This window comes from Pseudonocardia sediminis (assembly GCF_004217185.1).
GTDB classification, from domain to species: Bacteria; Actinomycetota; Actinomycetes; order Mycobacteriales; family Pseudonocardiaceae; genus Pseudonocardia; species Pseudonocardia sediminis.
This window is the reverse complement of sequence record NZ_SHKL01000001.1, coordinates 2,176,784-2,191,719: the sequence shown is the minus strand read 5'-3', so window position 1 is coordinate 2,191,719 and position 14,936 is coordinate 2,176,784. Positions and strand designations below refer to the sequence as shown.

The window sequence follows — 14,936 nt, the reverse complement described above, 5'->3', positions numbered from 1 at the left end:
CATCATCGGGAACGACCCCGACCGCGGATCGGGGATGTCCTCCGGGTCCGGGGGCAGGCCCCCTCAGGGTCGGTCGGGTCCGCCCCTCGCCGGAGGGGACAGCGCTCCGCCGGAGGCCGTGAACGACGACCTGCCGGCACGCAGGAGCGATGCCGGCAGGTCGTTCAGCTCGGTCGGGCGGTCACCGGGGGCGCGGGCCTCACGGGACCGCCCGACCGGTTCTCAGGAGCTCGCGGGCGCCGGGCGTCCGGCGGGTCCCTGCTTGTTGTAGTCGGCCACGTACGCGGCCCGGGCGGTGTCGTCCATCTCGTTGAGCAGGACGTTCGGGCTCTGCAGCGGAGGGCACCGCTTCATGTGGTCGAGCGTCCACATGTTCTTCGGGTTCAGGTCCAGGTGCGGCTGGGCCGTCATCGTCTTGTCGTCGTCACGCACGAAGCCCATGTCGGAGACGATGTCGGCCCAGTTCCATCCGTGGTAGAGCGTCTCCCACTCGCGCTTGCCCACCAGGCGGCCCATGTTCGGGGTCTCCCGGCCGTCGTAGGTCGGGCGGAACGCCTCGACGTCGGTCCAGCGGCACACCTCGTGGCAGTAGGTGCGGTGCCGGCCCTCGACCTCGGCGGTGACCATGTCCTCGCGCACCAGGCACGGAACCATGCAGGTCCAGCACCGTGCGGGATAGACGTAGTCGACGTCTTCGAACACGATCGGGTTGTGCCCGTTCGGCTTCGACAGGCGGGCGTAGTTCTCCCACCATGCGCCGTACTTGTCGTACCAGCCCGGGTACTTGTGCTCGAACCACTCGAAGTCGGTGTCGTCCATCGGGTCGATGCGCCAGTAGTTGGCGAGCCAGCCGGTGGCGAAGAACTGCGCGACCTCGTGGACGTAGCCCTTGTTCCAGATCTGGTTCCACGACTCCTCGATGAGGTCGTGCGGGATGACGAGGCCGTACTTCTCGAGCGGGATCAGATAGGCACGGTAGTAGTCGTCGTAGACCCAGCGTCGCCACATCTCGGCGTAGGACTCGCGGTCCTGACGACGGTCCTTCGTGCCGTACTCGATGAACGTGCCGATCGCGGCGTCCACGACACGGTGGTTGTTCCACCACGCGTAGCGCAGGTCGCGCTCGAGCAACGCCCGGTTGTCCTCGTCCGACAGCGCCATCAGGAGCGTCGCGTAGCCGTTGGAGATGTGGCGGGACTCGTCGGACTGGACCGAGTGGAACACCGTCGGCAGCAGGTAGTCACCGTTCGCGGCGGCCTCGGCCGGCATGGCCACGAACAGCGTGTTCGTGAACGCCGTCTCGGCGACGATCGTCAGATAGACGCTGGCCGCGGTGATCGCGTCACCGGTGATGAAGCCCTCGGCGAACTGGCGGCCGATCGTGCCGCAGTAGTCGCTCTGGAACCCGCGCAGGCTGTTGTTGAACCCGGCCGGGTCGATGTAGTTCTGCATGTAGATGCGCTTGAGGTTCTGCTGGATCGTCGAGTGGCGGACCTCGTCGATCATCTGGATCGCCTGGCCGTTGTGCAGCTCCGGGTTCGGGACCACGGAGAACAGCATCGGCATCGAGCGCGCCGCGGAGATCTCGGGCAGCGGGATGATGGACAGGAACAGCTTCTGCCATTCCATCCAGCGTTCCTGGACCTGCCGGAACATGTTTCCGCGGATGGCTCCGTCGGACGCTCCGAAGACGCGGTGGTCCTTCTCCTCCTGCATGGGGAAGTACGACCGCAGCACCTGCTTGAGCGGGTCCTTCTTCGCCGCCTTGCGGAAGGTGTAGTCGGTTCCGTACTTCATGTACGGCTCGTGGTAGGCCGGCTCCCAGGACAGTTCCTGGATCTTCTGATGAGCCTTCGATAAACTCTGCCGACTCACGGCAGCTCCTCATGTCGATGGACAGGTGCCATCACCGGCGGCGTCGCCCTCACGGAACGTCGACGCGCGCGGGTGCGGATGGTGAGGTCCTGCGCCCGCGGCCCCCTGCGGGGACCGGCGCGAGCACCCTCGGCGGCGGCCAGGGCCGCGAGGACCGTTCATCCGTGGCGTACCGGGGTCCTCGCCGAGCGAGGCGTTCGTCCCGGGCCACGGTCCTGTCGGAGGCCGTGCACGTCACCCGCTCTCCTCGCGGAGGGGTCGAGGTGGATGTGACGACCGGCACGGTGGACGCTACCGCCGATCGGCCGGGAAAGATGCGCGCGTACGGGTGCGTCCGGACATGCGGGGTTACCGTGGCGGCGATGACCCCCACCACGGGCCCGACCGTCGTGTTCGACCTCGGCGAGGTCCTCGTCCCGTCCTCCGGGCTGGAACGCGTGCTCGCCGCCGAGCTCGGAGTCGCCGAGCCCGCCCTGCGCGACGCCTACTGGTCGCACCGGCCGCGCCACGACCTCGGCGACCCGCCGGAGCAGTACTGGCGGTCGGTCTTCACGGCGCTGGGCCTGGCGCCCGAGCCGGACCGGCTGGCGCGCGCCGAGGCGCTCGACGTCGCCCGCTGGGCCGCCCTGCCGTCGGCCTCCGCGCTGATGGTCGGTGAGCTGGCCCGGATGCGGGTCCGCCTGGCGGTGCTGTCCAACGCACCGCGCGGGCTGGCCGCCGCGGTCCGGGCCGCGTCCTGGAGCACGCCGTTCGACCGGCTCCTGTTCTCCGCCGACGTCGGGGTGGCGAAGCCGTCGCCGGACATCTACCGCCGCGCCGACCACGAGTTCCGGACCTCGCCGGACCAGGTCGTGTTCTTCGACGACCGGGCCGAGAACGTCCGCTCCGCCCGCGCGCACGGCTGGGACGCCCACGTCTGGACCGGCGCCGCCGGGGCCATGACGACCCTGCGCTCCCGGGGGATCCCGCCCCGGGCCTGACGCCCGCGACGGGTGCGGGGTTCAGGCCTGCGGGACCGGGCCGTCGTCGGGCAGGGGGTCCGCGGCGGTGGTCTGCTCGGGCAGGAGAGGGGCCAGGGCCAGGTCGGTGACCTGCGTCCCGACCGGTGCGGCGTCGACCGCGCGGACCCCCGGGGCGACCGCCAGGGCCTCGAGCCGGGCCCGGTCGGCGCGCACGACGAACGCCGGCAGGCAGGCACACGTCGGCGTGTCGAGCGCCCGCTGCTCGGCCGTCGCGACGGCGGCGGGGCGCCCGGTCAGGCGGGACACGTCCGCGCCGGCGGCGAACGCCGCCCGCTGCCGGGCGACGTCGAGGGCACCGGCGGCGTCCCCGGTGCCGGTGACCGGCTCGAACCGCAGCGCCGTCTGCACCCGCGGCAGCGGGACCCGGAACACGCCCGTGACCACTTCCGACGGTCCGGCCAGCGCGGCCGCGTCCGTCGTGTCGAGCGGGCGGGCGAGCTGCACCAGGGCCAGCGTCTCCTCCCCCGGCGCGGGGAGCCGCCGCGCCAGGTCCGCCCGGTACTCGGCGACGGCCTGGCCGGGGTCCGGGCCCAGGCGCACCGACCCTGCGGTGCGCGCCGGGGTGGGCGCGCCGCCCTCGTTGCCCGCGACGAACGCGGCCAGTACCACCACCAGCGCGAGCCCGGCCAGGACCGCGATCCTCGTCCGAGCGCGCATCAGTCGCGGAGGGTGTCCAGGGCGGCGGCGAGATCGGCCGGGTACGGGCTGGTGAACTCCACCTGCCGTCCGTCACCGGGGTGCTCGAAGCCCAGCATGCGGGCGTGCAGCCACTGCCGGGTCAGGCCGGTGCGGGCGGCGAGCGTCGGGTCGGCGCCGTAGGTGAGGTCCCCGACGCAGGGGTGGCGCAGGGCGGAGAAGTGCACCCGGATCTGGTGCGTGCGCCCGGTCTCCAGCCGCACGTCGAGCAGGCTGGCCGCGCGGAACGCCTCGACCGTGTCGTAGTGGGTGACGCTCGGACGTCCACTGGCGACGACGGCGTAGCGGTAGTCGTGGCGGGGGTGGCGGTCGATCGGGGCGTCGATCGTCCCCGACGACGGGTCGGGGTGCCCCTGGACGACAGCGTGGTAGCGCTTGAGAACGGTGCGTTCCTTGAACGCCCGCTTGAGCGCGGTGTAGGCGTGCTCGGACTTGGCCACGACCATCACCCCGGTGGTGCCGGCGTCGAGGCGGTGCACGATCCCCTGCCGCTCGGCCGCGCCCGAGGTCGACAGCCGCACGCCCAGCGCGGCGAGACCACCGGTGACGGTCGGGCCCTCCCAGCCGGGGCTGGGGTGTGCGGCCACACCGACCGGCTTGTCGATCACGACGATGTCGTCGTCCTCGTGCAGGATCGCCAGCCCGGCGACCTGCTCGGCCGGGGCCGAGATGTCGGCCGGCGGCGCGGCGTCGGGCAGCTCGATCTCCAGCCAGCTCCCGCCGGGCAGCCGGTCGGACTTGCCGGCGACCTGGCCGTCGACGGCGACCCGGCCCTCCTCGGCGAGCCCGGCGACGACGGTGCGCGACAGCCCCAGCATCCGGGACAGCCCGGCGTCGACGCGCATGCCGTCGAGCCCGTCGGGCACCGGCATCTGGCGGAGCTCACCCATCGGAGCGCTCCTCCTTGCCGGGCGCGCGCGAGCCGTCGATCTCGATGCCGCGCACGGCCATCACCACGAGCAGGATCCCGCCGCAGACGATCGAGGAGTCGGCGACGTTGAACACCGGCCAGACGCTCCCGTCCGGCGCGAACAGCGACACCATGTCCACCACGTGCCCGCGCAGCGGGCCGGGTGAGCGGAAGAACCGGTCGATCAGGTTGCCCAGCGCTCCGCCGAGGACCAGCCCGAGGCCGATCGCCCAGCCGGTCGAGGCGAGCCGCCGCGCGATCCGGATGATCACCCCGACGACGACGATCGCGACGATCGTCAGCACCCACGTGTAGCCGGTGGCCATCGACCACGCCGCGCCCGGGTTGCGCAGGAGCACCAGATAGACCGCGCCGCCGAGCAGCTCCAGCGGCGGGCGCTGCTCCAGCGTCGCCACGGCGGCGATCTTGGTCAGCACGTCGAACACGAGCACGGCGGCGGCGATCCCGGCCAGCAGCGGGACGCCGCGCCGGGCGACGGTGCTGCTCACGGTGCCCGGTCCGGCGCGGGGTCCTGCGGGGTCGTCGCGCTCCTCGGTCACCCCACGATTATGCGCGGTCGGCGCGGACGGCCCACACACGCGGGTCAGTCGGGCCGGTCGCCCTCGCGCCAGCGGACCAGGGCACCACCCCGGTCGACCGCGCGGATCCGGCGCTCGGCGGACTCCCGCACGTCGCGGGTGGCGACGACGAGCAGCTGGTCGCCCTCCCGCAGGCGGGTGCCGCCGTCCGGGGTGAACGCGGCCTTGTCCCGCACCACCAGGCTGATCGTCGCGCCGGTCGGCAGCCGCAGCTGACGCAGGTACACCCCGTGCAGCTTCGACCCGCCGGGCACCTTCACCTGCAGCAGCTCGGCGTTGACCTCGTCCAGGGGTGCGGCGTCGACCTCGACCTCGCGGGTGTCGGTCCGCGAGGACACCCCCAGGAGACTCGCCACCCACGGCAGCGTCGTGCCCTGCAGCAGCGTGAGCACCACGACCAGCACGAACACGACGTCGACCAGGGGCTGGTACGTCGGCCCGCCCTCGACCAGGGCGATCAGCGCGAGCACGATCGGCACCGCCCCGCGCAGGCCCGCCCAGGACAGGAACGCCTGCTCGCGCCACGGCATCCGGAACGGCACCGCCGCGACCATCACCGACAACGGCCGCGCGGCCAGCAGCAGCACCGCGGCGGCGATCAGGGCCGGGACGACGGCGTCGAGCAGCCGCGGCGGGCTGACGTAGAGCCCGAGCAGCACGAACAGACCGATCTGGGCGAGCCAGCCGGTGCCCTCGGCGAAGGAGACGACGCCGCCGCGGTGCGGCAGGCTGACGTTGCCCAGCACCAGGGCGCAGACGTAGGTGGCGAGCAGCCCGGACGCGTGCGCCCACTGCCCGCCCGCGTAGGCGAGGACGCAGACCGCCATCGCGGCCAGCGGGTAGAGGCCGGTCGAGGGCAGGGCGGCCCGGCGCAGGGCCCAGCCCCCACCGAACCCGAGCGCCGCCCCGATCACCGCCCCGGCGACGAGCTCGTAGCCGACCAGCAGCGGCGTCGTCCAGCCGATCGCCTCGGTCGAGGCGAGCACCGACACGGCGATGACGACCGGTGCGTCGTTCATGCCGGACTCCAGCTCCAGCGTCCCGGCCAGGCGCCGCGGCACGGCGACGCCGCGCAGCACGCTGAACACCGCGGCGGCGTCGGTGGACGACAGGACCGCGCCCCAGAGCAGCGCGACCCGCCAGTCCAGGCCGAGCAGGTAGTGCAGGGCCGTCCCGGCGACGCCGATGCTGACCACGACCGACACCGTCGAGAGCAGGATCCCGATGCCCAGCGCCGGGCGGACCGCCGACCAGCGGGTCGTCAGGCCGCCCTCGATCAGGATCAGCACCAGGGCGGCGAGGCCGAGGGTCTCGGTGAGGCGGGCGTCGGAGAACTGGAAGCCGAGGGCGGACTCGCCCAGGAGCATGCCGATGCCCAGGTAGAGCAGCAGCGACGGCAGGCCGAGCCCGACCGAGACGCGCACGGCGAGCACGCCGAGCAGGACCACCCCGGCGGCGACGCCCAACACGAGCTCCAGGCTCACCGTCCCCACCTCCGCGCCGTACCGGGACAACCTTATCGGCGCAGGTCGTGGGGTCCTCCGGTCGGGGTTGGCCCGGGGATCGGCGGGTCAGGTGCGCCAGAGCAGCGTGACGGCGTCGCGCCGCCGCAGCGGGACCTCCGCCAGCGCCGCGTCGACCTCACCGGAGCGCTCCGGGGGCAGGCACAGCCGTCGCGTCACCCAGTCCGGGTCGTGCGGGTGGCGCCGGGCGCGCTGCCAGTGCCGGACCTCGGGCTCCACCCCCAGCTCGACCAGCACGGCGATCGCGTCGTCGGCGGTCGCGGACGGCGGTCGGTGCAGATCGTGGAAGCGCACCCAGAGCGGGTCCAGCCAGGCCATCGGGTGCTCGGGCAGCATCTCGACGACGACGCCGCGGGTCGCGGCGGTGGTGAGCGCGGTCAGGAACGGCGCGAGGTCGACGACGTTGTGCAGTACGTGGTGACTCACCACGACGTCGGCGGTCCCGGCGTCGGACGCGACGTCCGGCCACCGCCCGGGCACCGTCGCGCACGGCACCCCGCGCTCCCGGGCGACCTCGGCGAACACCTCCAGCATGTCCGCCTGCTGGTCGGTGCCGACGGCACGTGTCATGGGTCCGAGCAGGGCGAACGCGGCGTCGCCTCCCCCGCACCCGACGTCGAGGACGGTGCCGCCACCGCCCAGCAGCTCCAGTCCGGCGTCGCGGGACGGGGTGTCGGCGGGGACCTCCGGGGCGCGGAAGTCGCGCGGGTCGTGCGTCCACGGGTCGGCCGGGGCGTGCGCCAGGATCTCCGGCGGGATCCCCCGCCCGGACTGCAGCTCCGCCCACCGCCGCGACGCCTCACCCATACCGCGACCCTAGGCCCGTCCGGCGACGACCCTAGGCCCGTCCGGCGACGACACGGCCACCGAGCGGCACACCCCTGCTGTTCGATCATGATTCGGCAGCACTCACGTGCCGCTCGCCGTACTCCGCGGTCAGGCTCGCCGCGGCGGCGGCCAGCGCGGAGAGTCCGAGAGCGATCGGGGGCCGGCCGGCACTGCCGCGGCGGACGCAGGTGAGCAGCCGTCGTCGCGGGGTCGGGCCGTCGCGCAGCGGGATGCGGACGACCGGGAGCTCGCCGGGGATCCGCACGAACCGCGGCACCAGGGCCACCCCGAAACCGTACGAGACCAGCGACGCCACGGCCGCCCACTCCCGCACCTCGTGCGCCACCGTCGGGCGGAAACCGGCGGCCGCACACGCGACCAGGGCCAGCTCGTACTGGTCGCAGCTGCCCGGCGCGGCCAGCACCCAGGGGTCGTCGGCCGCGGCGTCAAGCGTCGTCTCCGGCTCCCGCGCCAGCCGGTGCCCGGCCGGGACGAGCAGGTCCTGCGGCTCGTCGAGCAGCGCCGCCTGCTCGAAGCGCGGATCCTCGGTCGGCGGGCCGTCGATGTTCGGGACGATCACGGCGACGTCGACGTCCCCGGCCAGCACCCGGTCGAACGCCTCGGCCGTCTCGAGCTCGGTGATCGTGACGTCCAGGCGCGGCTCGCGGACGCGCAGGTCGGCCACGGCCGGGGCGACCACCATGTCCAGGCTGGACGGGAACCCACTGACCCGCAGCACACCGCCGGTCCACCCGGCCTCGTCGGCGACCTCCGCCCGCGCGGTCTCCCAGCGGGCGGCGAGCTCGTCGGCGTGCCGGATCAGGGTGTGCGCGGCCGGGGTGAGCCGGACCCCGCGCCCCTCCGGGACCAGCAGCTCCACCCCCACCTCGCGGGCCAGCACACGCAGCTGCTGCGACACCGCGGACGGCGTGAGGTGCAGCGATCCCGCGGCCGCGGTCACGGTGCCGAGGTGATGCACGACGCGCAGCACCTGCACCCGTCGCAGATCAATCATGAAGCCAGTGTGCACGGAACCGTCGAGAAACGTGAGATGGACCTTGACGGTTCCCACGCGGAGCCTGGTGCCATGACCACACCGGCACTGCTCTCACTCGTCGCGCTCGGACTGTTCGTGGCCGCCGTCGCCCGCGCCGGACTCTGGCTCGTCGGGGAACACGGCACCCGCGACGCGGACGTCGCGGCCCTGCGCGCCGGCGCCGTCACGTTCCTCGCCGGGCTCGGGCTCGTCGTCCTGGTGGTGCTGTTCGGCCCGGCGACGCCCGCGGTCCTCGCCACGATCATCGGCGCGGCCACGCTGTACCTCGCCGCCACCCGCGGCCCCGGCCTGCTGCGTCGCTGAGCGCTGCCTCACCGTTCCGCGACTCGCAGTTTCCTCCGGAGAGGAGCCGGCGTCACCGAGCGGGGCGTGAGGGCTGTCCGATCATGGTCGGACAGCCCTGGCGCCCCTCTCGGCACGCCGGGCCACGGGCCGGCGCGGCGGGTCAGGCCCTGGTCACCTCGGCCTGCACGGTGACCGACGTGCCGTCCGGCGCCACGACCTGCCCGGACGAGGCGGAGGTGCCCTCGCCGTAGCCGACCGAGGTCGCCAGCACCTCACCGGCGACGAACGCCTCGTGCGTGCGGACCGCGTCGAGGACCGCGTCCGGCCCGGACAGGGTCAGCCCGATCCGGTCGCTCACCTCGAGGCCCGCCTCGCGACGGGCCTGCTGCACGACCCGGACGACGTCGCGGGCGGTGCCCTCGGCGGCCAGCTCGGGGGTGATCGTGGTGTCCAGCACGACCAGGCCGCTGTTGCCCGGCAGCGACGCGGTGTGTTCCGGGTCCTGGGCCACCAGCTTCTCGGTGAACTCGCCCTCGACCAGGTCGATGCCGCCCGCGGTGACGGTGCCGTCCGGGTTCGCCGTCCAGTCACCGGCCTTCACGGCCCTGATGCACTTCTGCACGTCACCGCCCAGGCGTGGGCCGGCGGCGCGGGCGTTGACGGCCAGCTCGAACCGGCCGTGCCCGGCCACGTCGTCGGTCAGCGCCACGTCGCGGACGTTGACCTCGTCGCGCAGCAGGTCGACGAACGGCTCCAGCGTCGCCGCGTCGGCCGCGGCCACCGTCAGCGTCGGGAGCGGCTGGCGCACCCGGACCTTCGACGACTTGCGCAGCGACAACGCACCGGAGGCGACCTGACGGACCCGGTCCATGGCCGTGACCAGCGCGGAGTCGTGCGGCAGCGCGGCACGCTCCACCGTCGACGTCGACTGGGGGTCCGGTCCGCCCGGCCAGTCGGTGAGGTGCACCGAACGGCCGCCGGTCAGGCCCTGCCAGATCTTCTCCGCGGTGAGCGGCAGCAATGGCGCGGCCACCCGGCACGTCGTCTCCAGCACGGTGTGCAGGGTGTCGATCGCGTCCGCGTCGCCGGCCCAGAACCGGTCCCGGGAACGGCGCACGTACCAGTTGGTCAGCACCTCGGCGTGGTCGCGGATCGTGTCGCAGGCCCCGGCGATGTCGTAGACGTCCATCGCCTCGGTGACCCGGTCGACCAGGTCGGCGGTCTTGGCCAGGACGTACCGGTCGAGGACGTGCGTGGAGTCGAACCGCGTCGTCCCGGTCCGCCCGGCCGCTCCGGCGTAGAGCGACAGGAAGTACCAGGTGTTCCACAGCGGCAGGATCGCCTGGCGCACCCCCTCGCGGATGCCCTGCTCGGTGACGATCAGGTTCCCGCCACGCAGGATGGGGCTCGCCATCAGGAACCAGCGCATCGCGTCGGAGCCGTCGCGGTCGAACACCTCGTTGACGTCCGGGTAGTTGCGGCGCGACTTCGACATCTTCGCGCCGTCGTCGCCGAGCACGATGCCGTGCGCGACGCAGCTGCGGAACGAGGGCCGGTCGAACAACGCCGTGGCCAGCACGTGCAGCGTGTAGAACCAGCCGCGGGTCTGGCCGTTGTACTCGACGATGAAGTCGCCCGGGTAGTGGAACTCGAACCAGTCCGCGTTCTCGAACGGGTAGTGCACCTGCGCGAACGGCATCGAGCCCGACTCGAACCAGCAGTCGAGCACCTCCGGCACCCGGCGCATGGTGCTCGCGCCGGTGGGGTCGTCCGGGTTCGGGCGGGTCAGCTCGTCGACGTAGGGCCGGTGCAGGTCGGTCGGGCGCACGCCGAAGTCGCGCTCGAGCTCGTCGAGCGAGCCGTAGACGTCGGTGCGTGGGTAGCGCGGGTCGTCGGAGACCCACACCGGGATCGGGCTGCCCCAGTAGCGGTTGCGCGAGATCGCCCAGTCCCGGGCACCTTCGAGCCACTTGCCGAACTGGCCGTCGCGGACGTTCGCCGGCGTCCAGTCGATCTGCTGGTTGAGCTCGACCATCCGGTCCCGGAACGCCGTCACCTGCACGAACCAGGAGTCGACGGCGCGCTGGATCAGCGGGTTGCCGCAACGCCAGCAGTGCGGGTACGGGTGGTCGTAGGTCTCGTGGCGGAGCAGGACGCCCTGGACGTGCGGCGACGTGCCGTCGCGCAGGTCGCGGATGATCTGCGGGTTCGCGTCGAAGACCTGCATGCCGGTGTAGGGCGGGACCTCGGTGGTGAACTCGCCGCGGGTGTCGACCGGTACGACCGTCTCGATCCCGGCCGCGTCGGTGACCTCCTTGTCCTCCTCACCGAACGCGGGGGCGATGTGCACCAGGCCGGTGCCGTCCTCGGTGGTGACGTAGTCCGCGGCGAGCACCTGGTGGGCGTTCTCGCGACCGACGAAGAAGTCGAACGGCGGGGTGTACTCGGACCCCACGATGTCCGACCCCTTCATCCGGGCCAGCATCCGCGGCTCCTCGCCCAGCTCACGGGCGTACGCGGCGACCCGGGCCTCGGCGAGCACCCAGCGCTCGCCGTTCGCCTCGACGACGACGTAGTCCACGTCGGGGTTGACGGCCACCGCCAGGTTCGACGGCAGCGTCCACGGCGTCGTCGTCCAGATCAGGGCGAGCGCGCCGTCGAGGTCCTCGCAGTGCGGCGCGTTCAGTCGCAGCCCCACGGTGACGGCCGGGTCCTGGCGGTCGAGGTAGACGTCGTCCATCTTGGTCTCGGTGGCGCTCAGCGGCGTCTCGCAGCGCCAGCAGTACCAGAGCACCCGGAAACCGGAGTAGACCCAGCCCTTGTCCCACAGGGACTTGAAGGCCCAGATCACGCTCTCCATGTAGTCCAGGTCGAGCGTCTTGTAGTCGTTGTCGAAGTCGACCCAGCGCGCCTGGCGGGTGACGTAGTCGCGCCACTCGCCGGTGTAGCGCAGGACCGAGGTGCGGCAGGCCTCGTTGAACGCGGCCACACCCATCTGGTCGATCTCGGACTTGTGCTTGATGCCGAGCTGGTGCTCGGTCTCGACCTCGGCGGGCATGCCGTGGGTGTCCCAGCCGAAGCGCCGCTCGACCCGGCGCCCGCGCATCGTGCGGTAGCGCGGGACGACGTCCTTCACGTAGCCGGTCAGCAGGTGCCCGTAGTGCGGGAGGCCGTTGGCGAACGGGGGGCCGTCGTAGAAGACGTACTCGTTGTCGCCGTTCGTGCCGGCGGGGCGCTGATCGATCGAGGCGCGGAACGTGTCGTCGGCGTCCCAGGCGCGCAGGGTCTCGCGCTCGGCGTCGGGGAAGGACGGGTGCGCGTCGACGGCCGGATAGCCGGACGGGTTCGGGTCGTTCACGGCGGATGCTCCTCGTGCGGGTGCGGTCAGCTCCTCACACGGGGACGACGACGCCTGGCCGGCGATGCCGCGGTACCACCCCGCTTGCACGGTCCCCGCTCACGCAGGGAGCCGTGCCACTTCCTTCGCGCGGCGGTGACGGGCCGCATCCGTCCGGTTCTAGTCCGGACGTCCCGCCCGTGCGGAGGGGACGTCCGTTTCTTCCGGAGGCTCCCCGGTGATGGCCGGATCGACGCCTGTGACACCAGGGTAGCGCGGTCGCGCCACCCGGTTCTCCGGTCCCCCGCGGGGACCGGCGCGGGCCTAGCTGTTCTGCCCAGTGAGGTTGGGGACGCGGCTGGCGGGTGGGAGGCCCTGGAGGGCGGTGTGTCCGCGGTGGTGATTGTAGTGATGCAGCCAGCCGGCGAGGTCTGCTCGCCGGTCGGATTCGCGCTGGTAGGGGCGGGCGTAGGCCCATTCGTCGAGCAGGGTCCGGTTGAACCGCTCCACCTTCCCGTTCGTCTGAGGACGGTAGGGCCGGGTCCGTTTGTGGACGATGTCGTTGTCGCGCAATAGATCGCGCCACGGGTGGGACCGGTAGCAGGCGCCGTTGTCGGTCAGCACCCGGGACACGCTGATCCCTGAGGCGGTGAAGAACGCCTGGGCGCGGGCCCAGAACGCAACCGCGGTCTCGGCCCGTTCGTCGGGCAGGACCTCGGTGTAGGCCAGGCGGGAGTGATCGTCAACGGCGTTGTGCAGGTAGCTGTAGCCGACCCCGCGGGTCCGGATCCGTTTGCCGCGGGCTCGGCCCAGAACCCGGTGCCCGCCGCCGTCGGGGATGTTGCCCAGCTTCTTGATATCGACGTGCACCAGGTCCCCGGGCGCGTCGTGCTCGTAGCGGCGGGGCCGGCGGGTGCGGATCGGGCGCCCGGTGGCGCGATCGAGATCGGCCAGGCGCGGGACCCGGTAGCGGACCAGGACCCGATGCACCGTCGACGGGGCGATCCCGAGCCGGTAGCCGATCCGGGCCGGGCCCCACCGCCTGCTCACCCGCATCGACACGATCCGCCGTTCCCGCCGCGTCGCGGTCCGCGACGGGCTGTAATGCGGGCGGCTCGACCGGTCCGCAACCGCCGCACCGCCGATGCGGTAACGCTGTGACCAGCGGGCGGCGGTGTTCACAGCGACCTGGAACCGCTCCGCGGCCCGGCGCAGCGGCCAGCCCTCATCGACCACACAACGGGCCAGACGTAGCCGGCCGGTCGGGGACAGCGGGGCGTTACCGTGGACCACGAGGGCCTCCTGGGTCGAGGTGTAGATGTCGCAATCCACACCGGACCCGGAGGCCCTCCCTCACGTCAACATCAAACCGCCAGTCCGGATGTACTCAACCTCCGTGGGCAGTACACCTAGCGAACCTGGGCCGGGTGGCGTTCGCCCAGGGTCCGGTTCGGCGAGCACCAGCCGCACGGGGTGAACCCGAGCTCGACGGCCTCGCTGACCGGGAGCGGGATCACGGCCTGTCCGGGCAGGGAACGGCAACCCTGCACGTGGTAGCGCGGGTGCTCGTCGATGACGACGACCTCGTCCGGCAGACGCGCGACCAGGGACGCGGTGGTCGGGTCACGGGGCTCCTCGGGAGCCTCGCCGACCGCCACCGGGACACCGCCGGCCGCCGCGCTCTGCGGATCGAGCATCGCGGTGCGTTCCGCGGAGCCGGTGGATCCGTCCGCGGCGCCGGTCGGGCCGGCACCGGCGTCCCGGGTCTCACCGGTGGCGCCGTCCGCGGCGGCCGATCCGGCCGCCCGGTCTCCGGAGCCGACCGCCCGGTCCCCGGGGACGGAGTCGGCCGCCGATCCCGACGCCGTCCGATCCGGGGCCCGGTCGCCGGTGCCGCCGAGAGGCACCGCCGTGGTCGCTCCGTCGTCCTGCGGGACGACGCTTCCCTGCACCGCGCTTCCCTGTACTGCTCCGGCATCCGGTGATCCGACGGCGGTCGCACCGGCCGGACCCCCGACGACGGAGGTGCTGTCGGCCGTGCCCGTTCCCGGGCCGCCCGTCCCTGTGCCGCCCGTCCCTGCGCCGACCGGCACAGAGCCACCCGGCACCGAGCCGGCGACCGACGACGCCGCGGCCGGACCGCGGTCCGCGGCGGACGCGGGGTCGGACTGTCGAGCCGTCCCGGCCTCGACCGGATCGGCGCCACGAGCCGAGGGCGTGCTGCCGACCGATGACGTGCCGGCGGCCGACGACGTGCTGCCGGCCACGGCGGCCGCTCCGGCCACACCCGCGGCGGCGGCACCGAGACCCGCCGCCGTTCCGGCACCGGGCCGGGAGTCGGAGGCCGGTGAGCCGGTCTGCGGGGCACCCCGATCCTGGGCGCTCGCGCCCTGAGGGCTCGAACCCGCACCGGCACGCGGTACGGATCCGTCCGCGGATCCGTCCGCCGGAGCGAAGGACGTGGCTCCACCGTCCGGACGCGACGTTCCGTGATCAACTTCTGCTGCACCCGAGGCGCCCGTGGACGCCCCGGAGGCCTCCGCCGGGGCGGACGACCTCGACCCTTCCGGGTCGGCCTCGTCCGCCGCAGACGGCGATTCGGTCACGCTCTGTGACGAATTTCCACCCGATCGAGAAACGCCGGAAGGTACGTCAGCAGAGCCGGACGGTCTGACGACCGGCATCACGATCGTCTGGTCGGATGCGTTCTCGGGATCACCGGGGCGCTCGTCCCCGGCCGACGCCGACCCCGCGGACGGCGGGGCCGTCTCCCGGGGGACGACGGGAAGCACCTGGGTGGCCGG

General features: G+C 73.0%; 12 protein-coding genes. 2 read left to right on the top strand and 10 right to left on the bottom strand.

The genetic code is table 11. The features are described 5' to 3' along the window. Positions 1-222: 222 nt before the first annotated feature. Complete coding sequence (locus EV383_RS10225) at positions 223-1,875, bottom strand: ferritin family protein (RefSeq protein ID WP_130289695.1); 1,653 nt, start codon at positions 1,873-1,875, stop codon at positions 223-225. A gap of 362 nt (positions 1,876-2,237) precedes the next feature. On the opposite strand from EV383_RS10225, the gene EV383_RS31110 reads away from it, so the two are divergent. After that, the gene (locus EV383_RS31110; RefSeq protein ID WP_165438295.1) at positions 2,238-2,855 is read left to right on the top strand and encodes an HAD-IA family hydrolase; all 618 of its coding nucleotides are present in this window, start codon (positions 2,238-2,240) and stop codon (positions 2,853-2,855) included. 21 nt (positions 2,856-2,876) lie between these two features. On the opposite strand, the gene EV383_RS10215 is transcribed toward EV383_RS31110, so the two are convergent. From EV383_RS10215 to EV383_RS10190, 6 genes are all read right to left on the bottom strand, one after another. Beyond that, positions 2,877-3,554: a hypothetical protein gene (locus tag EV383_RS10215; RefSeq protein WP_130289693.1), complete on the bottom strand. Its 678-nt coding sequence runs from the start codon at positions 3,552-3,554 to the stop codon at positions 2,877-2,879. Further along, positions 3,554-4,483, bottom strand: coding sequence for an RluA family pseudouridine synthase (locus EV383_RS10210; protein WP_130289692.1), 930 nt, complete (start codon positions 4,481-4,483; stop codon positions 3,554-3,556). Before EV383_RS10210 ends, EV383_RS10215 begins: the two co-directional genes overlap by 1 nt. Continuing rightward, positions 4,476-5,012 (bottom strand): signal peptidase II, encoded by a 537-nt coding sequence (lspA, locus tag EV383_RS10205; protein WP_242623437.1) that lies wholly within the window; start codon positions 5,010-5,012, stop codon positions 4,476-4,478. The genes EV383_RS10210 and lspA overlap by 8 nt, the downstream gene beginning before the upstream one ends. 95 nt (positions 5,013-5,107) lie before the next feature. Next, positions 5,108-6,586, bottom strand: a complete 1,479-nt coding sequence (locus EV383_RS10200) for a potassium/proton antiporter (RefSeq protein WP_130289690.1) — start codon at positions 6,584-6,586, stop codon at positions 5,108-5,110. A gap of 87 nt (positions 6,587-6,673) precedes the next feature. Next, entirely contained in the window at positions 6,674-7,432 is a 759-nt protein-coding gene (locus EV383_RS10195) for a class I SAM-dependent methyltransferase (protein ID WP_130289689.1), read from the bottom strand. Between the two features lie 85 nt (positions 7,433-7,517). Next, positions 7,518-8,468 carry a LysR family transcriptional regulator gene (locus EV383_RS10190; RefSeq protein ID WP_130289688.1) on the bottom strand — a complete coding sequence of 317 codons (951 nt, stop codon included), beginning with the start codon at positions 8,466-8,468 and terminating at the stop codon, positions 7,518-7,520. Between the two features lie 72 nt (positions 8,469-8,540). On the opposite strand from EV383_RS10190, the gene EV383_RS10185 reads away from it, so the two are divergent. After that, positions 8,541-8,813, top strand: a complete 273-nt coding sequence (locus EV383_RS10185) for a hypothetical protein (RefSeq protein WP_130289687.1) — start codon at positions 8,541-8,543, stop codon at positions 8,811-8,813. Between the two features lie 142 nt (positions 8,814-8,955). Here EV383_RS10185 and ileS read toward each other — a convergent pair whose 3' ends face one another. The 3 genes from ileS to EV383_RS10170 form a co-directional block, all read right to left on the bottom strand. Then, positions 8,956-12,153, bottom strand: coding sequence for an isoleucine--tRNA ligase (ileS, locus tag EV383_RS10180; protein ID WP_130289686.1), 3,198 nt, complete (start codon positions 12,151-12,153; stop codon positions 8,956-8,958). A 303-nt stretch (positions 12,154-12,456) separates the two neighbouring features. Continuing rightward, a complete protein-coding gene (locus EV383_RS10175; protein ID WP_130289685.1) occupies positions 12,457-13,425 on the bottom strand; it encodes an IS481 family transposase in 969 nt (322 codons plus the stop codon). 116 nt (positions 13,426-13,541) lie between these two features. Further along, positions 13,542-14,084 carry a hypothetical protein gene (locus EV383_RS10170; RefSeq protein ID WP_130289684.1) on the bottom strand — a complete coding sequence of 181 codons (543 nt, stop codon included), beginning with the start codon at positions 14,082-14,084 and terminating at the stop codon, positions 13,542-13,544. Positions 14,085-14,936: the final 852 nt, after the last annotated feature.

Bases quoted from the DNA above. Each gene is read 5' to 3' on its own strand.
- EV383_RS31110 (WP_165438295.1), top strand. From the start codon at position 2,238: ATGACCCCCACCACGGGCCCGACCGTCGTGTTCGACCTCGGCGAGGTC.
- EV383_RS10215 (WP_130289693.1), bottom strand. From the start codon at position 3,554: ATGCGCGCTCGGACGAGGATCGCGGTCCTGGCCGGGCTCGCGCTGGTG.
- EV383_RS10210 (WP_130289692.1), bottom strand. From the start codon at position 4,483: ATGGGTGAGCTCCGCCAGATGCCGGTGCCCGACGGGCTCGACGGCATG.
- EV383_RS10195 (WP_130289689.1), bottom strand. From the start codon at position 7,432: ATGGGTGAGGCGTCGCGGCGGTGGGCGGAGCTGCAGTCCGGGCGGGGG.
- EV383_RS10190 (WP_130289688.1), bottom strand. From the start codon at position 8,468: ATGATTGATCTGCGACGGGTGCAGGTGCTGCGCGTCGTGCATCACCTC.
- EV383_RS10185 (WP_130289687.1), top strand. From the start codon at position 8,541: ATGACCACACCGGCACTGCTCTCACTCGTCGCGCTCGGACTGTTCGTG.